The organism is Alteromonas sp. AWJ4_197 (assembly GCF_056160285.1).
The window spans coordinates 297,140-313,642 of the sequence record NZ_JBSWWW010000007.1 but is presented as its reverse complement, the minus strand read 5'-3'; the positions used below and the strand labels follow the sequence as shown (position 1 = coordinate 313,642).

Annotated in this window: 16 protein-coding genes; 6 read left to right on the top strand and 10 right to left on the bottom strand. The window is 48.7% G+C overall.

Annotation, left to right across the window (positions count from 1 at the left end):
* Positions 1 to 27 precede the first annotated feature (27 nt).
* From ACXAGC_RS17300 to lipA, 4 genes are all read left to right on the top strand, one after another.
* Positions 28 to 1,176, top strand: coding sequence for a D-alanyl-D-alanine carboxypeptidase family protein (locus tag ACXAGC_RS17300; RefSeq protein ID WP_232373553.1), 1,149 nt, complete (start codon positions 28 to 30; stop codon positions 1,174 to 1,176).
* Between the two features lie 82 nt (positions 1,177 to 1,258).
* Complete coding sequence (ybeD, locus tag ACXAGC_RS17295) at positions 1,259 to 1,522, top strand: DUF493 family protein YbeD (protein WP_474845770.1); 264 nt, start codon at positions 1,259 to 1,261, stop codon at positions 1,520 to 1,522.
* A 72-nt stretch (positions 1,523 to 1,594) separates the two neighbouring features.
* Positions 1,595 to 2,179, top strand: a complete 585-nt coding sequence (gene lipB, locus ACXAGC_RS17290; RefSeq protein ID WP_474845973.1) for a lipoyl(octanoyl) transferase LipB — start codon at positions 1,595 to 1,597, stop codon at positions 2,177 to 2,179.
* Positions 2,172 to 3,134: a lipoyl synthase gene (gene lipA, locus ACXAGC_RS17285; protein WP_119501113.1), complete on the top strand. Its 963-nt coding sequence runs from the start codon at positions 2,172 to 2,174 to the stop codon at positions 3,132 to 3,134. The genes lipB and lipA overlap by 8 nt, the downstream gene beginning before the upstream one ends.
* 44 nt (positions 3,135 to 3,178) lie before the next feature.
* Here the strand turns inward: lipA and ACXAGC_RS17280 are convergent, their stop codons facing one another.
* The 3 genes from ACXAGC_RS17280 to ACXAGC_RS17270 are packed head-to-tail and all read right to left on the bottom strand — an operon-like array spanning position 3,179 to position 5,943.
* Entirely contained in the window at positions 3,179 to 4,888 is a 1,710-nt protein-coding gene (locus tag ACXAGC_RS17280) for a GGDEF domain-containing protein (RefSeq protein WP_474845767.1), read from the bottom strand.
* Positions 4,889 to 4,927: 39 nt separating this feature from the next.
* Complete coding sequence (locus ACXAGC_RS17275; protein ID WP_474845765.1) at positions 4,928 to 5,140, bottom strand: hypothetical protein; 213 nt, start codon at positions 5,138 to 5,140, stop codon at positions 4,928 to 4,930.
* A complete protein-coding gene (locus ACXAGC_RS17270; protein ID WP_119501110.1) occupies positions 5,137 to 5,943 on the bottom strand; it encodes an SAM-dependent methyltransferase in 807 nt (268 codons plus the stop codon). The genes ACXAGC_RS17275 and ACXAGC_RS17270 overlap by 4 nt, the downstream gene beginning before the upstream one ends.
* Positions 5,944 to 6,203: 260 nt before the next feature.
* Between ACXAGC_RS17270 and ansA the strand changes: the two genes are divergently transcribed.
* Both ansA and ACXAGC_RS17260 read left to right on the top strand, forming a co-directional pair.
* Positions 6,204 to 7,211 (top strand): asparaginase, encoded by a 1,008-nt coding sequence (gene ansA / locus ACXAGC_RS17265; RefSeq protein WP_474845763.1) that lies wholly within the window; start codon positions 6,204 to 6,206, stop codon positions 7,209 to 7,211.
* 13 nt (positions 7,212 to 7,224) lie between these two features.
* Positions 7,225 to 8,061 carry a DUF2797 domain-containing protein gene (locus tag ACXAGC_RS17260; protein ID WP_474845761.1) on the top strand — a complete coding sequence of 279 codons (837 nt, stop codon included), beginning with the start codon at positions 7,225 to 7,227 and terminating at the stop codon, positions 8,059 to 8,061.
* Positions 8,062 to 8,149: 88 nt separating this feature from the next.
* Here ACXAGC_RS17260 and ACXAGC_RS17255 read toward each other — a convergent pair whose 3' ends face one another.
* The 7 genes from ACXAGC_RS17255 to ACXAGC_RS17225 form a co-directional block, all read right to left on the bottom strand.
* Positions 8,150 to 8,350, bottom strand: a complete 201-nt coding sequence (locus tag ACXAGC_RS17255) for a hypothetical protein (protein ID WP_232373521.1) — start codon at positions 8,348 to 8,350, stop codon at positions 8,150 to 8,152.
* Between the two features lie 20 nt (positions 8,351 to 8,370).
* A complete protein-coding gene (locus ACXAGC_RS17250) occupies positions 8,371 to 11,169 on the bottom strand; it encodes a DUF349 domain-containing protein (protein ID WP_474845759.1) in 2,799 nt (932 codons plus the stop codon).
* Positions 11,159 to 11,449, bottom strand: coding sequence for a YeaC family protein (locus tag ACXAGC_RS17245; protein ID WP_119501105.1), 291 nt, complete (start codon positions 11,447 to 11,449; stop codon positions 11,159 to 11,161). The genes ACXAGC_RS17250 and ACXAGC_RS17245 overlap by 11 nt, the downstream gene beginning before the upstream one ends.
* On the bottom strand, positions 11,446 to 11,775 hold the full coding sequence (locus ACXAGC_RS17240) for a hypothetical protein (RefSeq protein WP_119501104.1): 330 nt from the start codon (positions 11,773 to 11,775) through the stop codon (positions 11,446 to 11,448). Before ACXAGC_RS17240 ends, ACXAGC_RS17245 begins: the two co-directional genes overlap by 4 nt.
* A gap of 144 nt (positions 11,776 to 11,919) precedes the next feature.
* Positions 11,920 to 13,584 (bottom strand): alanine/glycine:cation symporter family protein, encoded by a 1,665-nt coding sequence (locus tag ACXAGC_RS17235; RefSeq protein ID WP_474845756.1) that lies wholly within the window; start codon positions 13,582 to 13,584, stop codon positions 11,920 to 11,922.
* A 44-nt stretch (positions 13,585 to 13,628) separates the two neighbouring features.
* Positions 13,629 to 14,756, bottom strand: a complete 1,128-nt coding sequence (locus ACXAGC_RS17230; protein ID WP_474845754.1) for a M14 family metallopeptidase — start codon at positions 14,754 to 14,756, stop codon at positions 13,629 to 13,631.
* Positions 14,757 to 14,938: 182 nt separating this feature from the next.
* Complete coding sequence (locus tag ACXAGC_RS17225; RefSeq protein ID WP_474845752.1) at positions 14,939 to 16,384, bottom strand: glyceraldehyde-3-phosphate dehydrogenase; 1,446 nt, start codon at positions 16,382 to 16,384, stop codon at positions 14,939 to 14,941.
* Positions 16,385 to 16,503: the final 119 nt, after the last annotated feature.

Here is a 16,503-nt window from a genome sequence, read left to right as displayed (position 1 = left end):
ATTATAAATCGCGCTAAACCGTCTTTCATGCTCACCATGTTTATCATGATGTGCATGTCTTATGTTGCCAAAGTCCACGCCAACGTCGTGATCCCGCCGCCGCCAAGTGTTGCCGCTGAAGGCTTCGTGCTGATGGATAACGAAACGGGCCAGGTTATCGCAGAGAAAAATGCAGACATGCAGTTGCCGCCTGCAAGTCTGACTAAAATGATGACGACGTATGTCATCGGAAAAGAGCTGGAAGCCGGCAATATCAGCATGGACGATGAAGTAACCATTTCTGAAAATGCATGGGCGAAGAATTTTCCGGAATCATCAAAAATGTTCATTGAGGTGGGTACACAGGTAAAAGTGGCCGACCTGGTTCGCGGTATTATTATTCAGTCCGGTAACGATGCCTGTGTTGCTATGGCTGAACATATCGCCGGTTCTGAAAGTGCCTTTGCCAGCATGATGAATGCCCACGCGCAGGCGCTGGGTATGTCTTCTTCACATTTTGTGAACAGCCACGGCCTGCACGACCCCGATCACTACGTAACGCCGCGGGATATGGCGCTGTTGTCTCAGGCGCTGGTCGCTGAGACGCCGGAAATCTACGCGATTTACAGCGAAAAAGAGTACACCTACAACGGTATCAAACAGTACAACCGTAACAGCTTGCTGTGGGATCAGAGCCTGAATGTGGATGGCATTAAAACCGGTCACACTTCTGATGCAGGCTACAGCCTCATCACCTCGGCCAAACAAGGTGATATGCGTTTAATTTCTGTTGTGATGGGCACAGACAGTGAACGCGCCCGAAAAGAAGAAAACAAAAAATTATTGCGTTACGGTTTCCGTTTCTATGAAACTGTAACCCCTTATAAAGCCGGTGAAAGCTTCGTTGCTCACCGCATTTATATGGGTGACCGCGAAACTGTAGATCTTGGAATTAATCAATCTACCCCCATTACCATTCCCCGTGGCCAGGCAGGTAACCTGGAAGCCAGCTTTGAGTTAGATAAGAAACTGGAAGCGCCACTGGCAAAAGGCCAGGTGGTCGGCACACTTTACCTGCAACTGGACGGCGAAGACGTTGCCAACTATCCCCTTGTTGCTTTGCAGGAAGTGAATGAAGGTGGTTTCTTCGATCGTATGGTTGATTATGTCATGCTGCAGCTTGGCTGGGACGAATAACCGGTCAGTAGTGCTAGTTGATCAGCGGCCAGATTGTTATAATCTGGCCGTTTTGTTTATATAAAGAAGTAAGGATATCGTAATGGATACCCGTTTCGATGAGTTGCTGGATTTTCCCTGTTTCCAGACGTTTAAAGTAATGGGTGTAGCCCATGAAGAATTACCGCAGCAGGTGATTACCTGTCTGCAGAAGCATTCGCCGGGAGATTACTCTCCTACCGTTAAGCCCAGTGCTAAAGGTAACTACCATTCTGTGTCGGTGAGTGTCCGTGTGACCAGTAAAGAGCACATGGAAACCATTTATACCGAGCTGGCTAAAATTGAACTGGTCAGGGTTGTATTGTAAGTGACCGCAACACATCATCCTGTAATTGTCCGTCAGTTAGCCCGTCAGTCTTATTTGCCGGTGTGGCAAAAAATGCAGTCGTTCACAGATGAGCGTGACGCAGACACAACCGATGAAATCTGGCTGGTAGAGCATGACGCTGTGTTTACCCAGGGTCAGGCGGGTAAAGCCGAACACATATTGATGCCGGGAGATATTCCTGTAGTCAACGTAGACCGTGGCGGTCAGGTTACCTACCATGGTCCCGGCCAGCAGGTTATTTACCTGATGCTGAATATTAAGCGTCGAAAACTGGGTGTGCGGGAGCTGGTGACGGCGATGGAAGATGCAGTGGTTGCATTACTGGCAGACTACGGTGTAGAAGCCCGCGCTAAGAAAGATGCTCCCGGTGTGTACGTTGATGAACGGAAAGTGTGTTCCTTAGGATTACGGATCCGTAAAGGTTGTTCATTCCATGGACTCGCACTCAATGTTAATATGGACTTAGCTCCGTTCAACCGGATTAATCCCTGCGGCTATGCCGGCATGGAAATGATTGATACTGCGCGGTTAGCAGGGCCTGATTCGCTGGAAATTGCAGGCCCGGCTCTCACGCAACACCTTCTGAATATTCTAAATATTCAGGAAGTCATAAACAAAGAAGGTTTTGATGAGTAACGCACGTCCTAAAGCCGGGGTAAAACTCCGCGATGATGAGAAAGTAAAACATATTCCGATTACGATCGTCCCTACCGAAAAAGAGGAGATGCTTCGTAAACCGTCATGGATCAAGATTAAGCTTCCACGTACAACTGATCGTATTGACGAAATCAAACAGACGCTGCGTAAAAACAAACTGCATTCCGTATGTGAAGAAGCCTCCTGCCCTAACCTGGCTGAGTGTTTTAACCACGGAACTGCCACCTTCATGATTTTAGGTGATATTTGTACCCGTCGTTGTCCTTTCTGCGATGTCGCTCACGGAAAACCATTACCGCCCAGTGCCGAAGAACCGGAAAAACTGGCTAAGACCATTGCGGAAATGAAGTTGAAATACGTGGTGATTACTTCAGTAGACCGTGATGATCTCAGAGACGGTGGTGCTCAGCACTTTGTTGATTGTATTAATGCAATACGTGAACACAGTCCGTCAACCACCATTGAAGTACTGGTACCGGATTTCCGTGGCCGTATGGATCGTGCACTGGAGATTTTCAAAAGCGGTGTACCGGATGTATTCAACCATAACCTTGAAACCATTCCTCGCCTTTACCGGGAATGCCGCCCGGGCGCGAACTATCAGTGGTCTCTGGATCTGCTGAAGAAGTTTAAAGCTCAGCACCCTGACGTGAAAACCAAGTCCGGCCTGATGATGGGCATGGGTGAAGAGAACGAAGAGATTGAAGGTGTACTGCGTGATTTACGTGCTCACGATGTCGACATGCTGACTCTGGGTCAATACCTGCAACCGTCCCGTCACCATTACCCGGTGAAACGTTATGTGCACCCGAACGAATTTGATGCGCTTGGCGATTACGCGAAAGATATCGGCTTCGTGCACGCGGCATGCGGTCCAATGGTTCGCTCAAGCTATCATGCAGACCAGCAGGCAGCCGGTAAAGAAGTGAAGTAACTCTCAGCTAAGTATTATAAAAAACCCGGCAAATGCCGGGTTTTTTAATTCATTGAATGACTGTACTCATAAACCTGATTGCGGCCGAAGCGTTTAGACTGATAAAGCGCAAGATCCGAAGCCGAAAACAGGTTATCCAGACCATATCCTACCTGCGATGAACTGCTGACTCCGAAACTGGCTGATACAGTAAACTTATGACCGGATATCCCGGAATCAATTTCTTCAATGGCCTGCCTGCAGCGTTCCGCCAGTTCGAATCCCTGCTCTGTTGTCATTCCTTCGGCCAGAATTCCAAATTCTTCTCCGCCCATGCGGGTGACCAGACCTTTCTCCGGACAGCAATTTTTAAGAACACGGGCCACTTCCCGCAAAACCCAGTCTCCCACCTGATGACCATAAGTGTCGTTAAGACCTTTAAATAAATCCAGATCCAGCAGTAACATCACCACAGACGTTTCATTTTTCTGGCAGCGTTTAAGTATTTCTGCGGCAAGGTCGGTAAAGTAACCCCGATTATAAACACCTGTCAGACTGTCGCGGGTTGCCAGGTAGCGCAGGCGTCTGGCAAGCGTGCGGCTGCGGTAGCTCCACAATAGCAAAGCAACACCCATTACTGACACCAGCGAGAGGGCCAGCACCGTGGTCTTCATTTTCTGGCTGCTGTATTTTGCTTCTGCCTGAAGTAACTTGTTTTGTTTGTCCAGCAGGAGAATTTCATTTTCTTTACTGGATACATCAAACATGGCTTTCTGAAATGCGAGTTCTTTTATGCTTTGTTCTGAATGCAGCGCATCTTCCATGCGTTGTTTATTGCTGATGTAATCAAACGCCTTATGATATTGCTGCTTTTCAACGGCTATCCCGACCAGGATACGGTATGCATCGCGCAGGGCCTCTTTAAATTCCTCACGGATATCCTTTTGAATCACACCCAGTGCCAGTGCTTCAGCATCTTCTACTTTTCCTTCGCTGAGGCGCATCTCAGCCAGCGATAAACTGAATCCGGCCATCAAATGATGAAACTGACTCTCGTTTACCCGCCAGGTAGCCTCCTTCTCGATAATGCGTGCTTTGTTGAAAGCCTCTTCATTTACATATAAATCAAGCAGATGGACGTAATTGAAAGCGATGTAGTAGTTTTGCCCTGCCCGTCTGCAGACATCAATCGCATGATTAAAACCTTTTTCAGACGCCGTGTTGTTATGGAGGTTTATTTCTTCACCCAGAGAGAGTGCGAAACAGCGCAAATCATCCCCTGCCTCTTTTGTTGCAAGGATTTTTCCCACCATATCAGACGCCATGTCATACAAACCGGCCTGGCTGTAAAATACCACCATGCCTTTCCAGGCGGATAAATTACTCTGTACGTCATTCAGCCGGGCGATTTGCGCTTCAAGTTCTTTTGCCAGGCCGAACGCATGGTCCCATTCGTTCAGATAAGCTTCCAGTGCCAGCAGAGATTTAGCAACTTTAACTTTCACCGCCTCATCCGGCAGCGTGCGGTAAAGCCCTTTATACTGACCGACAACAGTTTCAAGAGGCGTATCTTTCGTAGAAAGGTAAATGGATAAATAGCGGTAAAAATGTTTATCTGCCGGTGCAAGCACCTCCGGGTTAACTTCTTTCAGGAGGATTTTTGCCGTGTCCCAGTCAGACAAAGCGAGGGATTCAATGCGCTGCAGTCTTTCATGATCATCCGCTGCCGTGCAGACGAAAGGAATAAACACCAAAATGAAAAGAAAACAGCGCATTCAGCAATCTCAGTATTAAACAACTATCCGTTGCAGCAGTTACGCCACAATCGGGTTTCTGTCGGGCTCACGCTCCGGTTCCCGTGAAGGCTCGTCGGGATCATTAGGCTCCACGATAGCCATCAGCGGGTTCATTCTAACAGTTTCTGCTTTCAAACGTGCGATATCTGCCATTTCTTGCGGTGATAACTGATCGACCGAACGGGTGACATCCTCTGCCAGTGCAGCGAGTATTTCAATAGTCTTATTCATGATGTTGCTTCCTTGTCAGATGAGAGTGAGTTGAGTTTATTTAGTATTTTTTCGTTTTTAATTAATCGCTTGCATGGTGGTATCACCAGGGTGGTGATCAAGGATAACGCTGCTTCGTGTAACGTATTCAAAGGCAGCCATTCAATTCTGGTTTTATCCGTTATCACCACGGGGCATTCATACAACGCAACACGGTGCTCCGGCGGATAGCCATAATCATCAATTAACAGATCAGTAAGTACTTTACGCTGAGCCACCGACGTTGATTTTTTTGTGATGGATAAGTCCCCTGCCAGACCGACCTGCCAGAGGAAGAGATACGCGGTAGTATCGATATTACGTGAGAACATCATGAATTGAGTGGTTTCAAAATGTTGACTGCCATAGGCGCCGGGGTCGATGCCCATATCAGCATACAGGCAGTCTTCAGCAGAAATGCCCGGCTCCATATGCGCACGAAAGCCTGCCTGCTTTGCCTGAGCAATAGCCGTGTGAGGCACCTGAGCAAATACACCCGGATGCCCGTAGAATACACCGCACACCCGTTTGCCCGATGTCACTTCCGCCATTATCGCTGCGACCATTTCGCGATAAGTATCACGGCGATCTTTACCTTCCGCATAAAGTGGCTGTAAAGAACGGGTATCTTTGTTCATGGTGCTTACCCATTGCTCCATCAGAGGATGACAATTGGTAAAGACCACATCAGCGTTTTCGATGTGACTGCGGCAGCGCAGCGGCATATGAGCACCAAGGGTCATTCCCGGCCCCACGCAGACTAAACTTCCTGTGTTACTTTGCATAATAATAACCGTACTGCTGTATTTTTTATGATTTTATAAACGGTTTCAGACCAGCCTGTTAAAGGCTGTATATTGTCTGAGCGATCTATTCTAATTATGCCCTGATAATTTTGCGGAGCAAGCATGAATTATGTCCGTCTTACCTTTATTAATCAGACATGTGAGGCAAATCAATCACCCTACCCGCCTCTATTCGCAGCGGCACATGATGACTTGCCCTGCCAGCCTGTTACAATACGCCGCTAAAAACAGGAGTCCCTATGAGAAAACATATTTACATTGCCTATACCGGCGGTACTATCGGGATGAAACCCTCCAGACAAGGCTATGTGCCCGCAGCGGGATTCCTTGGCAACACCCTCGCCAACATGCCTGAGTTTCATCGTCCTGAAATGCCTTTATATACTCTGCATGAGTACGACAACCTGATTGATTCTTCTGATATGAATCCGTCAGACTGGCAGCGTATCGCTGATGATATCGCAGATAATTACGATAAATATGACGGATTCATTATTCTCCACGGTACGGATACCATGGCTTACACGGCATCTTCCCTCAGCTTTATGCTGGAGGATCTGAGTAAACCGGTTATCGTTACCGGCTCACAAATTCCGCTGGCAGAACTGCGCTCTGACGGTCAGGTTAATCTGCTCAATGCCCTTTACGTCGCGGCGAACTATCCCATTGCAGAAGTCAGCCTGTTCTTCAACAACCGCCTTCTGAGAGGAAACCGGAGCCGAAAAGTCGATGCTGACGGTTTTAATGCGTTTGACTCACCAAACTTTCCGCCGTTACTGGAAGCCGGTATTAATATCCGTGTCAAAGCCGGAGAACTGGCCAAACCGGCAGCAACACCACTGAAAGTCTGCCGTGTTAAATCACAACCCATCGGTCTGGTGAGCTTATACCCCGGGATTTCACCGGAAGTAATTAAAAACACGTTACAGCAGCCGGTTAATGCACTCATTCTGTTAAGTTACGGCGTAGGCAACGCACCACAACAGCCTGCTCTGTTACAACAACTCAAGTACGCGGCAGACCGGGAAATCGTTGTACTTAACTGCACACAATGCCTCCGTGGCCGGGTGAATATGGGTGGCTATGCAACGGGTAACAGTTTAAAAGAAGCCGGTGTACTGTCCGGCAGTGACATGACGCCGGAAGCAGCCCTTGCCAAATTGCACTATCTGCTCAGCCAGTCATTAAGTTATGAAGAGATTAAATCAAAGCTGACGACAAGTTTACGTGGTGAGCTAAGCGAATAAAAAAAGAGTAAACATGCAATCATTTACAGGCGCACTTGGCAAGATGAAGGTAACCGTTAATACCAGTCATCTTGTCCACTACACATTACCGCTGGGTGATGAGACGGTAGATATGAACAGTCTCATCGGGAAAGAAATTACGCTGACCACAGAAGGTGAAATCCGCTGCGTTCATTGTGATGCGAAAACCAAAAAAAGTTTCAATCAGGGTTACTGCTACCGCTGCCTGATCACCCTGGCTCAATGCGACAGTTGTATTATCAAACCTGAACTTTGCCATTACAAAGAAGGCACCTGCAGGGAACCGGAATGGGGAGAAACCCATTGTCTGAGTGACCACTTTGTTTATCTGGCGAATACCGGCAACCTGAAGATTGGCATTACCCGTCATGTATCTGATCATGTGTCCAGCCGCTGGATGGACCAGGGCGCCAGTCAGGCTATGGTTTTTCTTCGTGTCAAAGACCGCCTGACCAGTGGTCTGGTGGAAACTTTATGTAAAGCCCACATCGGGGATAAAACCAACTGGCGGACAATGCTGAAAGGCGAAGCGGAAGCGGCAGATTTACCGGCGCTGAAAGCCAGTCTGATGGAGAAAATCGCTGACGGTCTGGAAGATATACGCCGTGAACACGGGCTTGATGCGGTAAGCGAAACTACCGCAGAAGCGGTGTCTATTCACTATCCGGTGGATAACTATCCGGTAAAAATCAAATCAATAAATCTGGACAAAACCCCTGCATTCACGGGCACGTTGCATGGCATCAAGGGCCAGTATCTTATGCTCGATGGTGACAGAGTCATAAACATCCGCAAATATGCGGGTTACCGGGCAACATTATCTTTTTAATGCTTGCCGGAAAGCTGGCAGGAAAGAAAACGCATTAAAATAAATGGGAGCCGGAAAAGCCGGCTCCCTGTCTTATCCGGTCGCTTTATCAGCCGGAAAACTCTTCACCACCCATTTCACGGGCCAGATCGTCAAGCTTTGCTGCCGTATCATCAAATTCTCCGTCAGCATAACGGTAGCGGATCAACACATGCTGTGAAGTCCTGCCCCGTTTAACGATGAGATCTTTTGCAGCAAAATGCTTCGCTGTATTTAAGAAACGGTAAGCATCCGGTTCCGTATCAAACACAAATTCCAGTTGCACCTGCACTACACGACCTCTTTCAGTAATACGGCATTTTCCTGCACCTGACCAATAATTTGCAGTAACCGCCGGAACTCAGCATCACCGGGTTTTCCGTGACCAAGCCATGCACAAAGCGCCTCACTGAAACTGATATCATCGCCCTTTTCCAGTTTCGCAGTCATCAGTGCAAGCTGCACATCACGACGCTCCGCCTGCAAAGACGGTGCTGCATCAATATTTAATTTAAGCTCAAGCACATGGGTGTACCAGTCGCGGGATTTATCTGCAGCAGACTGACCTGTCAGTGCATTACGCCATGCTTTCGGTAATGATACCCAGGCATCACTGTCCACCGGTAAAGCATCATCCGCCAGCCAGCTTTTCAGCACATCATGTAATGACAACATGGCTGTTTTACGATCATCCAGCGCCTGTTCCTGAACCTGCTGCTGCGCGTTTTTGCGTAACCGGTCAATACGCTGCTGCACCACCGCCTGTTTCTTTGCGTCAAGGGTATGCATCGCTTCGACTACAGGTACCAGTGCCGCATCCATTTCTTCCGGATGTTGTTTCACTGATTTGCCAACTACTTTAACCTGTTCAAGCAGCGTATTCAGCTGTGCATTTTCTTCCTCTGCAACGGCATTTCGCTGCTCTTTGACCCGGGCGAACAGCTCATCATTGATGCTCTTAAAGGTTTGCCACATACGACTTTCATGACGCTTGCCGGCATGACCGGTATTTTTCCATTCCACTTGCAGTGCTTTAGCCTGTTCAGACACAGAAGCACTGTCTTCCTGAGACGCCAGAGATCGGGCTTGTTCAATAATGGCCTGCTTGCGCACACGGTTGTCATTAAACCACTGATTGACGCTGTCACTGAGTGGCGCCAGCGCAGTATCCCAACGTTTCTTAAGCGCCTCATACACGGGTTTATCTACAGCACCGGCATCGCGCCAACGCTGACGCAATTTATCCAGCTGTTTAGCCAGTGACGCGGGGTCATCACAAGCCGGTGTGAGTGATGATAACTCACTGATCAACCCTTCCCGTTTTTGCTGCGCAGCGAGTCGCTGCTGTTCCTGTTCAGCATAATGGGCACGACATGGCGCAAAAGCCTGTTCCAGCGCTTCGTCAAAGGCGATATCTGCTTCATCCTTATCCTGAGAGGTTGCCAGTGACAGCCATTGTTTACGCAGTTGTTTGATAGCTGCCGCTCTGGCAGCAATATCAGCAGGAGCTGTTGCAGCGAGCTGTCGTGCTTCTTCCAGCATGGCCGGTTTGCGCGGCGCAGCCAGATATGTTTGCCAGCCCTCAAGACGGGCTATCTCTTCAGTGAGCTGCCCGTATTTGCGCTCAACGGAGAGCCGGTTGCTCTCATCGAGTGCATCATATAAAGTCTGAAGTTCAGTGAACCGCGTCATGGCAGCTCTGAAACGTCCGGTTTCAATAAGATTACTGACTACAGATGATAATCTCCGGACCTGCTTCAGCGTATTGTTCTGAGCCACACGACGCTGAGTCTGTTCACGCTTCTTCGCTTTCGACAGTACACTCCAGCGTTGCTTTAACGCATCCGCTACAGGGAACAATAAGTCTTTGTGTTCTGCCCAGCGGCCTGCCAGCGCACGCCACACTTCATCGTCAATGTTTTCTGCGCCACCGGCATCAGCAGCGGCACGTTCAGCATCACTGAGCACCGCATTGAGCCGTATGGCGATCTGCTGTTGTGCTGAGAATGCATCCAGTTTACCGGCAAGGTCATTAATTGTATCTGCCAGTGCCTGTCGTTCCCCGGCAGGCTTTAACTGTGCGAAGCTGTCAGCTTTGCCTTCCAGTTCCCTTACCGCATCATTGACAGATTCGACATCAGAGAGTGTTGCTTCTGACAAACGCTCATTAAACAGCCAGGCAACCTTTTCTTCCGCTGCAGACAATGCAGCCTTGAATAACAACCACTCCTGCTGCAATGCCCTTTCTGCTTGTTGCGCATCCCAGTCGACCTTCAGACGATCGCGGTGTTGCTGCGCGCGTGCAAGTAAACGGGTTTGCTTTTCAGTGATCGTTGCAACAACATTTTCAGCGAGAACGGGTAAATCCGCTGACAGCGCATCTAAATCTTCAGCACAGGCCTGCAAACGTGCATCCACATCTTCATAATCAAAACGGTCAGTGACTGCCTGCAGCTTTGACAACACCAGCGTATAAGCCTGCTCAGTTCTGGCCGGCTTCTCTGCCGCTTCCTGTAAGGCGCTCAGCTTATCCTGAATAAACGTTTGTACCTGCGTATCGTCCGCCTTTTTTATTAAACGGCCCAGCAATACTGCATCATCGCATTGTTCTGCGATACGCATTTGCAGCGACACAGATGCAAATGCTCCAAAGAATTCCCGTGTGTAGTCACTGCGGCCGATTTTTTCCAGCAACGCAAAAATCTGAGCCTCCGTCAGGGTTTCCCGGCGGGGAGATTCCACTAACTTGCGTGCCAGTTCAGCAGGGGCCTGCTTCAGCACATACTCATACTGGTCGTCAGTAGAAATATCAGCACTGTCAGCATCAATAATGGCGGATTCAACCCGTGCAACCGCACGGCGCCGGATTTTGTCATCACGGGCTGTCTGTGACATTTTCATCCACAGAGGAAAGGAATCCAGTTTTTCCAGTGCGGCCAGACTCACATCGCTGTTGCTGTCGTTGAAAGCCAGTTCATGCAACGCCGAGCGTTCTGCTGGTTTACTTACCGATAATCCGGCAATGGCCTGAAGTCGTTTTTGCGGGTCTGAACTGGTGTGCGCCGGGGAAAAAAGTCGACTAAATATCATCCTGTTTGAACCGCGCTATGGTGTTTTCATCCTGTTCCGCCTGCAACGCATCACGGAATTCTCTTTTACTTTTTTGCACGATCTCTCCCTGCGCATTTATTGTCATGTGCTCGGAGGATTTTTCGATTTTGGACTGGTACAACAATACCGCCTGCATGCAACTGTCCCGCTGCTCTTCAGACAGTACAGTGCCATCAGGCCATTTGCCGGTTTCAACTGCCTGACGCAGACGTGCGTACACATCGGGCGTCATAGCGGCAAGTAATGCATCTATATTCATGAGGAAAAACGTTTAATAATGACTAATCTGACACGGTTCACAACATACCACATAAAGCCGGCCACAGCGGCTAAAATCGCCAGGTTATGCTGAATATCACCGGGCTTTGTGCCGCCCCAGTACATAAAGCCGAATCCGGCAACAAACAACAGCACTGCCAGCAGTGACTGATTTTGTATACTTTGTTTTTTCTTGTAGCGCTGCAAACTCTGCTTTCTCAACACATCTTCAGCTGAAGCATCACCCACTCTGAACTGGCAATGGGGGCACTCTTCAGACTTATCGGATATTTTTTTATTACATGACGGACAATCTGTTAATGCCATTATTGCTCCCGGACTGTTTTACTGGTATTTAAATAAGTTTCATTGCGGAACCCTGCGTGTGGCCCGCTTATACAAAAAAGGACACCAATGTGTCCTTTTCAATTCGACGGCTGACATAAGTGTCAGCCGGAATACGCTGACGGTTTACTTATCGTCCCGGACTTTGGCCCAGTACTCGTTCACCGTCTGCTTCATTTCCTTGCTCAGCATCATAATACCAAACAGGTTAGGCAGTGTCATAACAACTATTGCGACCGCCGATAAAGCCCACACCAGCGTGGTATCTGAAAACGAAGCCCAGATAAAACCAGCCACGTAAATCACCCGGTAAGGCATAACAGAACGGGGACCTAACAAATAGGTCATTGCCCTGTCACCGTAATACGACCAGGCAATAGCGGTGGAGAAAGCGAATAACATCAGACCAATAGATACAATGTACTGCCCGTAGTCACCGAAATACCCACGGGTGAAAGCAATGGTAGTCAGTGCGGCAGAATGCACCAGCGACTTGCCCTGCACTTCCAGGTTGTCTTTAACCGGTTTACCATTCTTAATTTGCAGCGTGCCGGTGTAAGCGTCGTCGTCACCCAGTGAATAGGTTACGTCTTCCGCAATAGAACGGGAGTTAATCAGGGTGAAGCCCTCACTGACTGCCGTACCGTTAACCACTGAAACCGGGCCGGTATAAGCCTCAACGCCACTGCCGTCGACACCGTTTAAGTATTTGTAAAGTGCTTCACGATCCTGCGGCTGTTCATCAGAATAGACGCCCTGTACGAAATACATATCTGCGCGGTCAAACACGTTTTCATGCTTTTCTTTCCATACACCTGAAGACAGGATAACCAGACCGGTTACTGTACAAATCAAAATGGTGTCGATGAAAGGTTCAAGCAGAGATACCATGCCCTCAGATGCCGGTTCACTGGTTTTCGCAGCGGCGTGAGCAATTGGTGCTGAACCCTGACCAGCTTCGTTAGAGAACAGTCCCCGGTTTACACCACGGTTAAATGCATAAGCCAGTGATGCACCAAGGAATCCGCCTGCAGCAGCGGAACCGGTAAATGCATCTCCGATAACAGCAGCGAATGACGGCCCGATATTTTCCAGGTTAGCAAAAATTACCGCCAGCGCACCAATCAGATACACCATCGCCATAATGGGAACAATTCTGGCTGTAAATGCTGCAATACGTTGAATACCGCCTAAGATAACCAGTGCCAGCAGGATACCCAGCACGCTACCGACGATAACCGGATCAATACCGAAAGTGGCTTCGATACTCTGTGCGATACCATTACTTTGTGGCAGGTTTCCGGTACCGAATGAACTGATTACCGTCGCAATAGCAAAGGCTACGGCTAACCATTTCATGTTCAGACGACGGTCCATGTAATACATGGGACCACCGGCCATGGTCCCGTCTTCCGTTTTCACACGGTACTTGTGGGAAAGTGTCACTTCTACAAATTTAGTGGTCATACCCAGAAAGGCTGTTGCCCACATCCAGAATAACGCCGCAGGACCGCCAAGAAAGATTGCGAAAGCAACACCACTGATATTACCTGTACCCACTGTGCCGGAAAGTGCAGTGGTTAACGCGCGGAAGTGAGTGGTATCCCCTTCCTCGCCTTCTTTATCATACTTGCCGGTGACGACCAGCCAGGCATGCTTAAAGAAGCGGATTTGCGGAAATTTAAGGTACACGGTAAAGAACAAACCGACACCCAGCAGAACGAAGGGGAACCAAGGTGCTCCCCCGAGCATGCCATCTAATGACACAAGAAAATTATACAAGCCTTCCAAGACGAGTTCCCCTCAATACTTTGTTGTTATTTTGCGTGTTTTTATTATCGTAGTTTTGACACTACCGCACGCACGGCAATCAAAAGGTCTTCTCCCAGCTGGCGGCAGCGTTGCACTGACCATCCATACACAGGATCAGGTAAATTATTATTATCTTTGAACGGCATTTCCAGCGTGTAGGCAAGGCAATCAAATTTCTGACCAACAGCATTGGATGCCACGGTCAGGTTTGCTTCACCCGGCTTGTCTTTTGGATAGCCATATTCGTCCTGAAATTCCGGCGTAGCAGACAGTAATGCTGCTTTAAACGTGTCCTCCAGATCTTTCAGGCGTGCAGAATAACAAGGGATCCCCTCGCTGCCTGCGACAAAATTGTACGGTAATGCTTCGTCACCGTGAATATCAAGATACATGTCTACACCGGTGTCTGTCATGGCATTTAACACATGCAAGACTTCCGGGCTTTTCTCTGCGCTGGGCTCAGCCCACTCACGGTTCAGGTTAGTACCCGCCGCGTTCGTACGCAAATGGCCCCGTGCAGCGCCATCCGGATTCATGTTCGGCACAATATAGAAAACAGCATCGTCCAGTAATTGTCTGGACAGACCGTCCTGTTCATCCAGCAGGCGATAAAGCAGTCCTTCTGCACACCATTCGGCCATGGTTTCGCCGGGGTGTTGTCTGGCTGTGATCCAGATTTTCTTTTTAGCCGGCTCTTCGTCACCGATAACTAACAGGTTAATGTCACGACCATCCAGCGTTTCGCCTAACAAGCGGTGTTCACAGCGCAGAGACATTTGTGCATCGTGAACCAGATCCAGATGCCGTTCATAGCTGTAAGGGATGAAATAGGCAAAATAGACGGCTGGCTGTTCCGGTGTGAAGCTGAATGATAGATTATCACCGTCAAATTCGCTGTCTACGCGAAACCAGTTCTGGCGGTCATAAGAAGCCAGTACATTGTAATCTTTCCAGCCATCGGGATACGCAGATTTAGCCAAATCAGTGAGCGTGATGTGATGGGTTTCGAATACTTCCCCGAATAAACGGAAATGGAACCACTGATAAAAATCCGACTGATTGTCTTTGTTGATGCCAAGAACGATTTTTTGCGGAGAGGTGGCTTCGATGACACGGATATTTCCGCTGTCAAACTGTGCTGAGATATGCATGGATCTGTCGTGTCCTTCTATTTTTGCCGCTAATTTAGCATAGTCGGGAATGTAAATACCATGTTTAACACATCCGTCCGGTGGTTATGCCCGGGAAATGAACAGCACGAAGGTTTACATTTCTGCAGACAAAAAAACCGGTAACGCCGAAGCGATACCGGTAATAACGCCTGCGCTAACAATTATGCAGGTAACGTTGGGAAAGTGATCCCGGCCATGTCGCGCACTACACGCATCACCTGGCAGCTGTATCCGAATTCATTGTCATACCACACATACAGCGTCAGACGGTTATCAGCGACGATTGTTGCCTGTGAATCCACCACACTCGCAGCACGTGAACCCACCAGGTCAGTTGAAACGATTTCTTTACTGGCCGTATAGTCAATCTGATGCTGCAGCGATGAGAACAGAGCCGTATCCCGCAGGAACTCATTCACCGCCAGCTTCTCGGTGGAAGTTTTCAGGTTAAGGTTCAGAATAGCCATAGACACGTTTGGTGTAGGCACACGAATCGCGTTACCAGTCAGCTTTCCGGCCAGTTTAGGATAGGCTTTTGCTACTGCTTTCGCAGCGCCGGTTTCAGTGATAACCATATTAAGCGGTGCACTGCGGCCACGACGGTCAGCTTTGTGGTAGTTATCAATGAGGTTCTGGTCGTTGGTAAAACTGTGTACGGTTTCCACGTGACCGGAATCAATACCATACTCTTCATCCAGCGCTTTCAGCACAGGCGTGATTGCATTCGTTGTACAACTGGCGGCTGACAGGATTGTGTCTTCTGCCAGAATGTCTTCATGATTAACGCCGTGAACGATGTTTTTAATGTCACCTTTACCCGGAGCAGTCAGTAATGCCTTCGCAGCACCTTTGGCTTTAAGATGCAGACCCAGACCGTCGCGGTCGCGCCACATGCCGGTATTGTCAACGACGATAGCATTATCGATACCGTATTTGGTGTAGTCCACTTCATCCGGGCTGTTTGCATAGATGATTTGAATAAAAGAACCATTAGCTTTAATGGCCTGGCGCTCGTGATCAATTGTGATACTGCCATTGAACGGACCATGTACCGAATCACGACGAAGTAAGCTTGCGCGCTTTTCCAGGTCGCCGTCTTTGCCGCCGCGCACAACAATTGCACGCAAGCGCAACTTGTTCGCTTTACCCTGTCTTTCTATCAGCAGACGGGCAAGTAAGCGGCCGATACGGCCAAAGCCGTAAAGTACCACATCCTGAGGCGTCTGCTCATCGTCTTTACCGGCTACATCAGCCAGCTTTTCCTGCAAATAAGCATTCAAATCGGTCTGATCGACGGCACTACCATAATGGAAATCAAAAGCCAGTTTACCAATATCAATTTGTGCCGGTGCGAGGGGCATTGCTGTTAACGCTTCAAGTACAGGAAAGCTCTCCCGTAAACGCAGTTTAATGCCTTCATGTAAACGCACTTTGCGGTGTGCTTTAACGATATCGATGACACTGGCACCCAGTAACGAACGGCCATACACAGACACTTCTACTGAATGATTTCTGTAGAGCTTACCGATGAGCGGCATCATCATTTCCGCGTATTCCTGACGTTCCTGCCAGCTACTTTGCAATTCCTGTTCAAACTGTTGATTCATGCCTTTGCCTTAACCATTTGAAATTAACCGGACAGTCCACGCAGAAAGCTTCATAATTGTAGGGTACACTAAGGTGTAAAAGTCGTTGTCTGCGTGGAACGGACTTATTCTAAGAAAAC

Bases quoted from the DNA above. Each gene is read 5' to 3' on its own strand.
- ACXAGC_RS17260 (WP_474845761.1), top strand. From the start codon at position 7,225: ATGCAATCATTTACAGGCGCACTTGGCAAGATGAAGGTAACCGTTAAT.
- lipA (WP_119501113.1), top strand. From the start codon at position 2,172: ATGAGTAACGCACGTCCTAAAGCCGGGGTAAAACTCCGCGATGATGAG.
- ACXAGC_RS17230 (WP_474845754.1), bottom strand. From the start codon at position 14,756: ATGCATATCTCAGCACAGTTTGACAGCGGAAATATCCGTGTCATCGAA.
- ACXAGC_RS17225 (WP_474845752.1), bottom strand. From the start codon at position 16,384: ATGAATCAACAGTTTGAACAGGAATTGCAAAGTAGCTGGCAGGAACGT.
- ACXAGC_RS17240 (WP_119501104.1), bottom strand. From the start codon at position 11,775: ATGGCATTAACAGATTGTCCGTCATGTAATAAAAAAATATCCGATAAG.
- ACXAGC_RS17270 (WP_119501110.1), bottom strand. From the start codon at position 5,943: ATGCAAAGTAACACAGGAAGTTTAGTCTGCGTGGGGCCGGGAATGACC.
- ACXAGC_RS17250 (WP_474845759.1), bottom strand. From the start codon at position 11,169: ATGATATTTAGTCGACTTTTTTCCCCGGCGCACACCAGTTCAGACCCG.
- ACXAGC_RS17245 (WP_119501105.1), bottom strand. From the start codon at position 11,449: ATGAATATAGATGCATTACTTGCCGCTATGACGCCCGATGTGTACGCA.
- lipB (WP_474845973.1), top strand. From the start codon at position 1,595: ATGCAGTCGTTCACAGATGAGCGTGACGCAGACACAACCGATGAAATC.
- ACXAGC_RS17275 (WP_474845765.1), bottom strand. From the start codon at position 5,140: ATGAATAAGACTATTGAAATACTCGCTGCACTGGCAGAGGATGTCACC.
- ACXAGC_RS17300 (WP_232373553.1), top strand. From the start codon at position 28: ATGCTCACCATGTTTATCATGATGTGCATGTCTTATGTTGCCAAAGTC.
- ACXAGC_RS17280 (WP_474845767.1), bottom strand. From the start codon at position 4,888: ATGCGCTGTTTTCTTTTCATTTTGGTGTTTATTCCTTTCGTCTGCACG.
- ybeD (WP_474845770.1), top strand. From the start codon at position 1,259: ATGGATACCCGTTTCGATGAGTTGCTGGATTTTCCCTGTTTCCAGACG.
- ansA (WP_474845763.1), top strand. From the start codon at position 6,204: ATGAGAAAACATATTTACATTGCCTATACCGGCGGTACTATCGGGATG.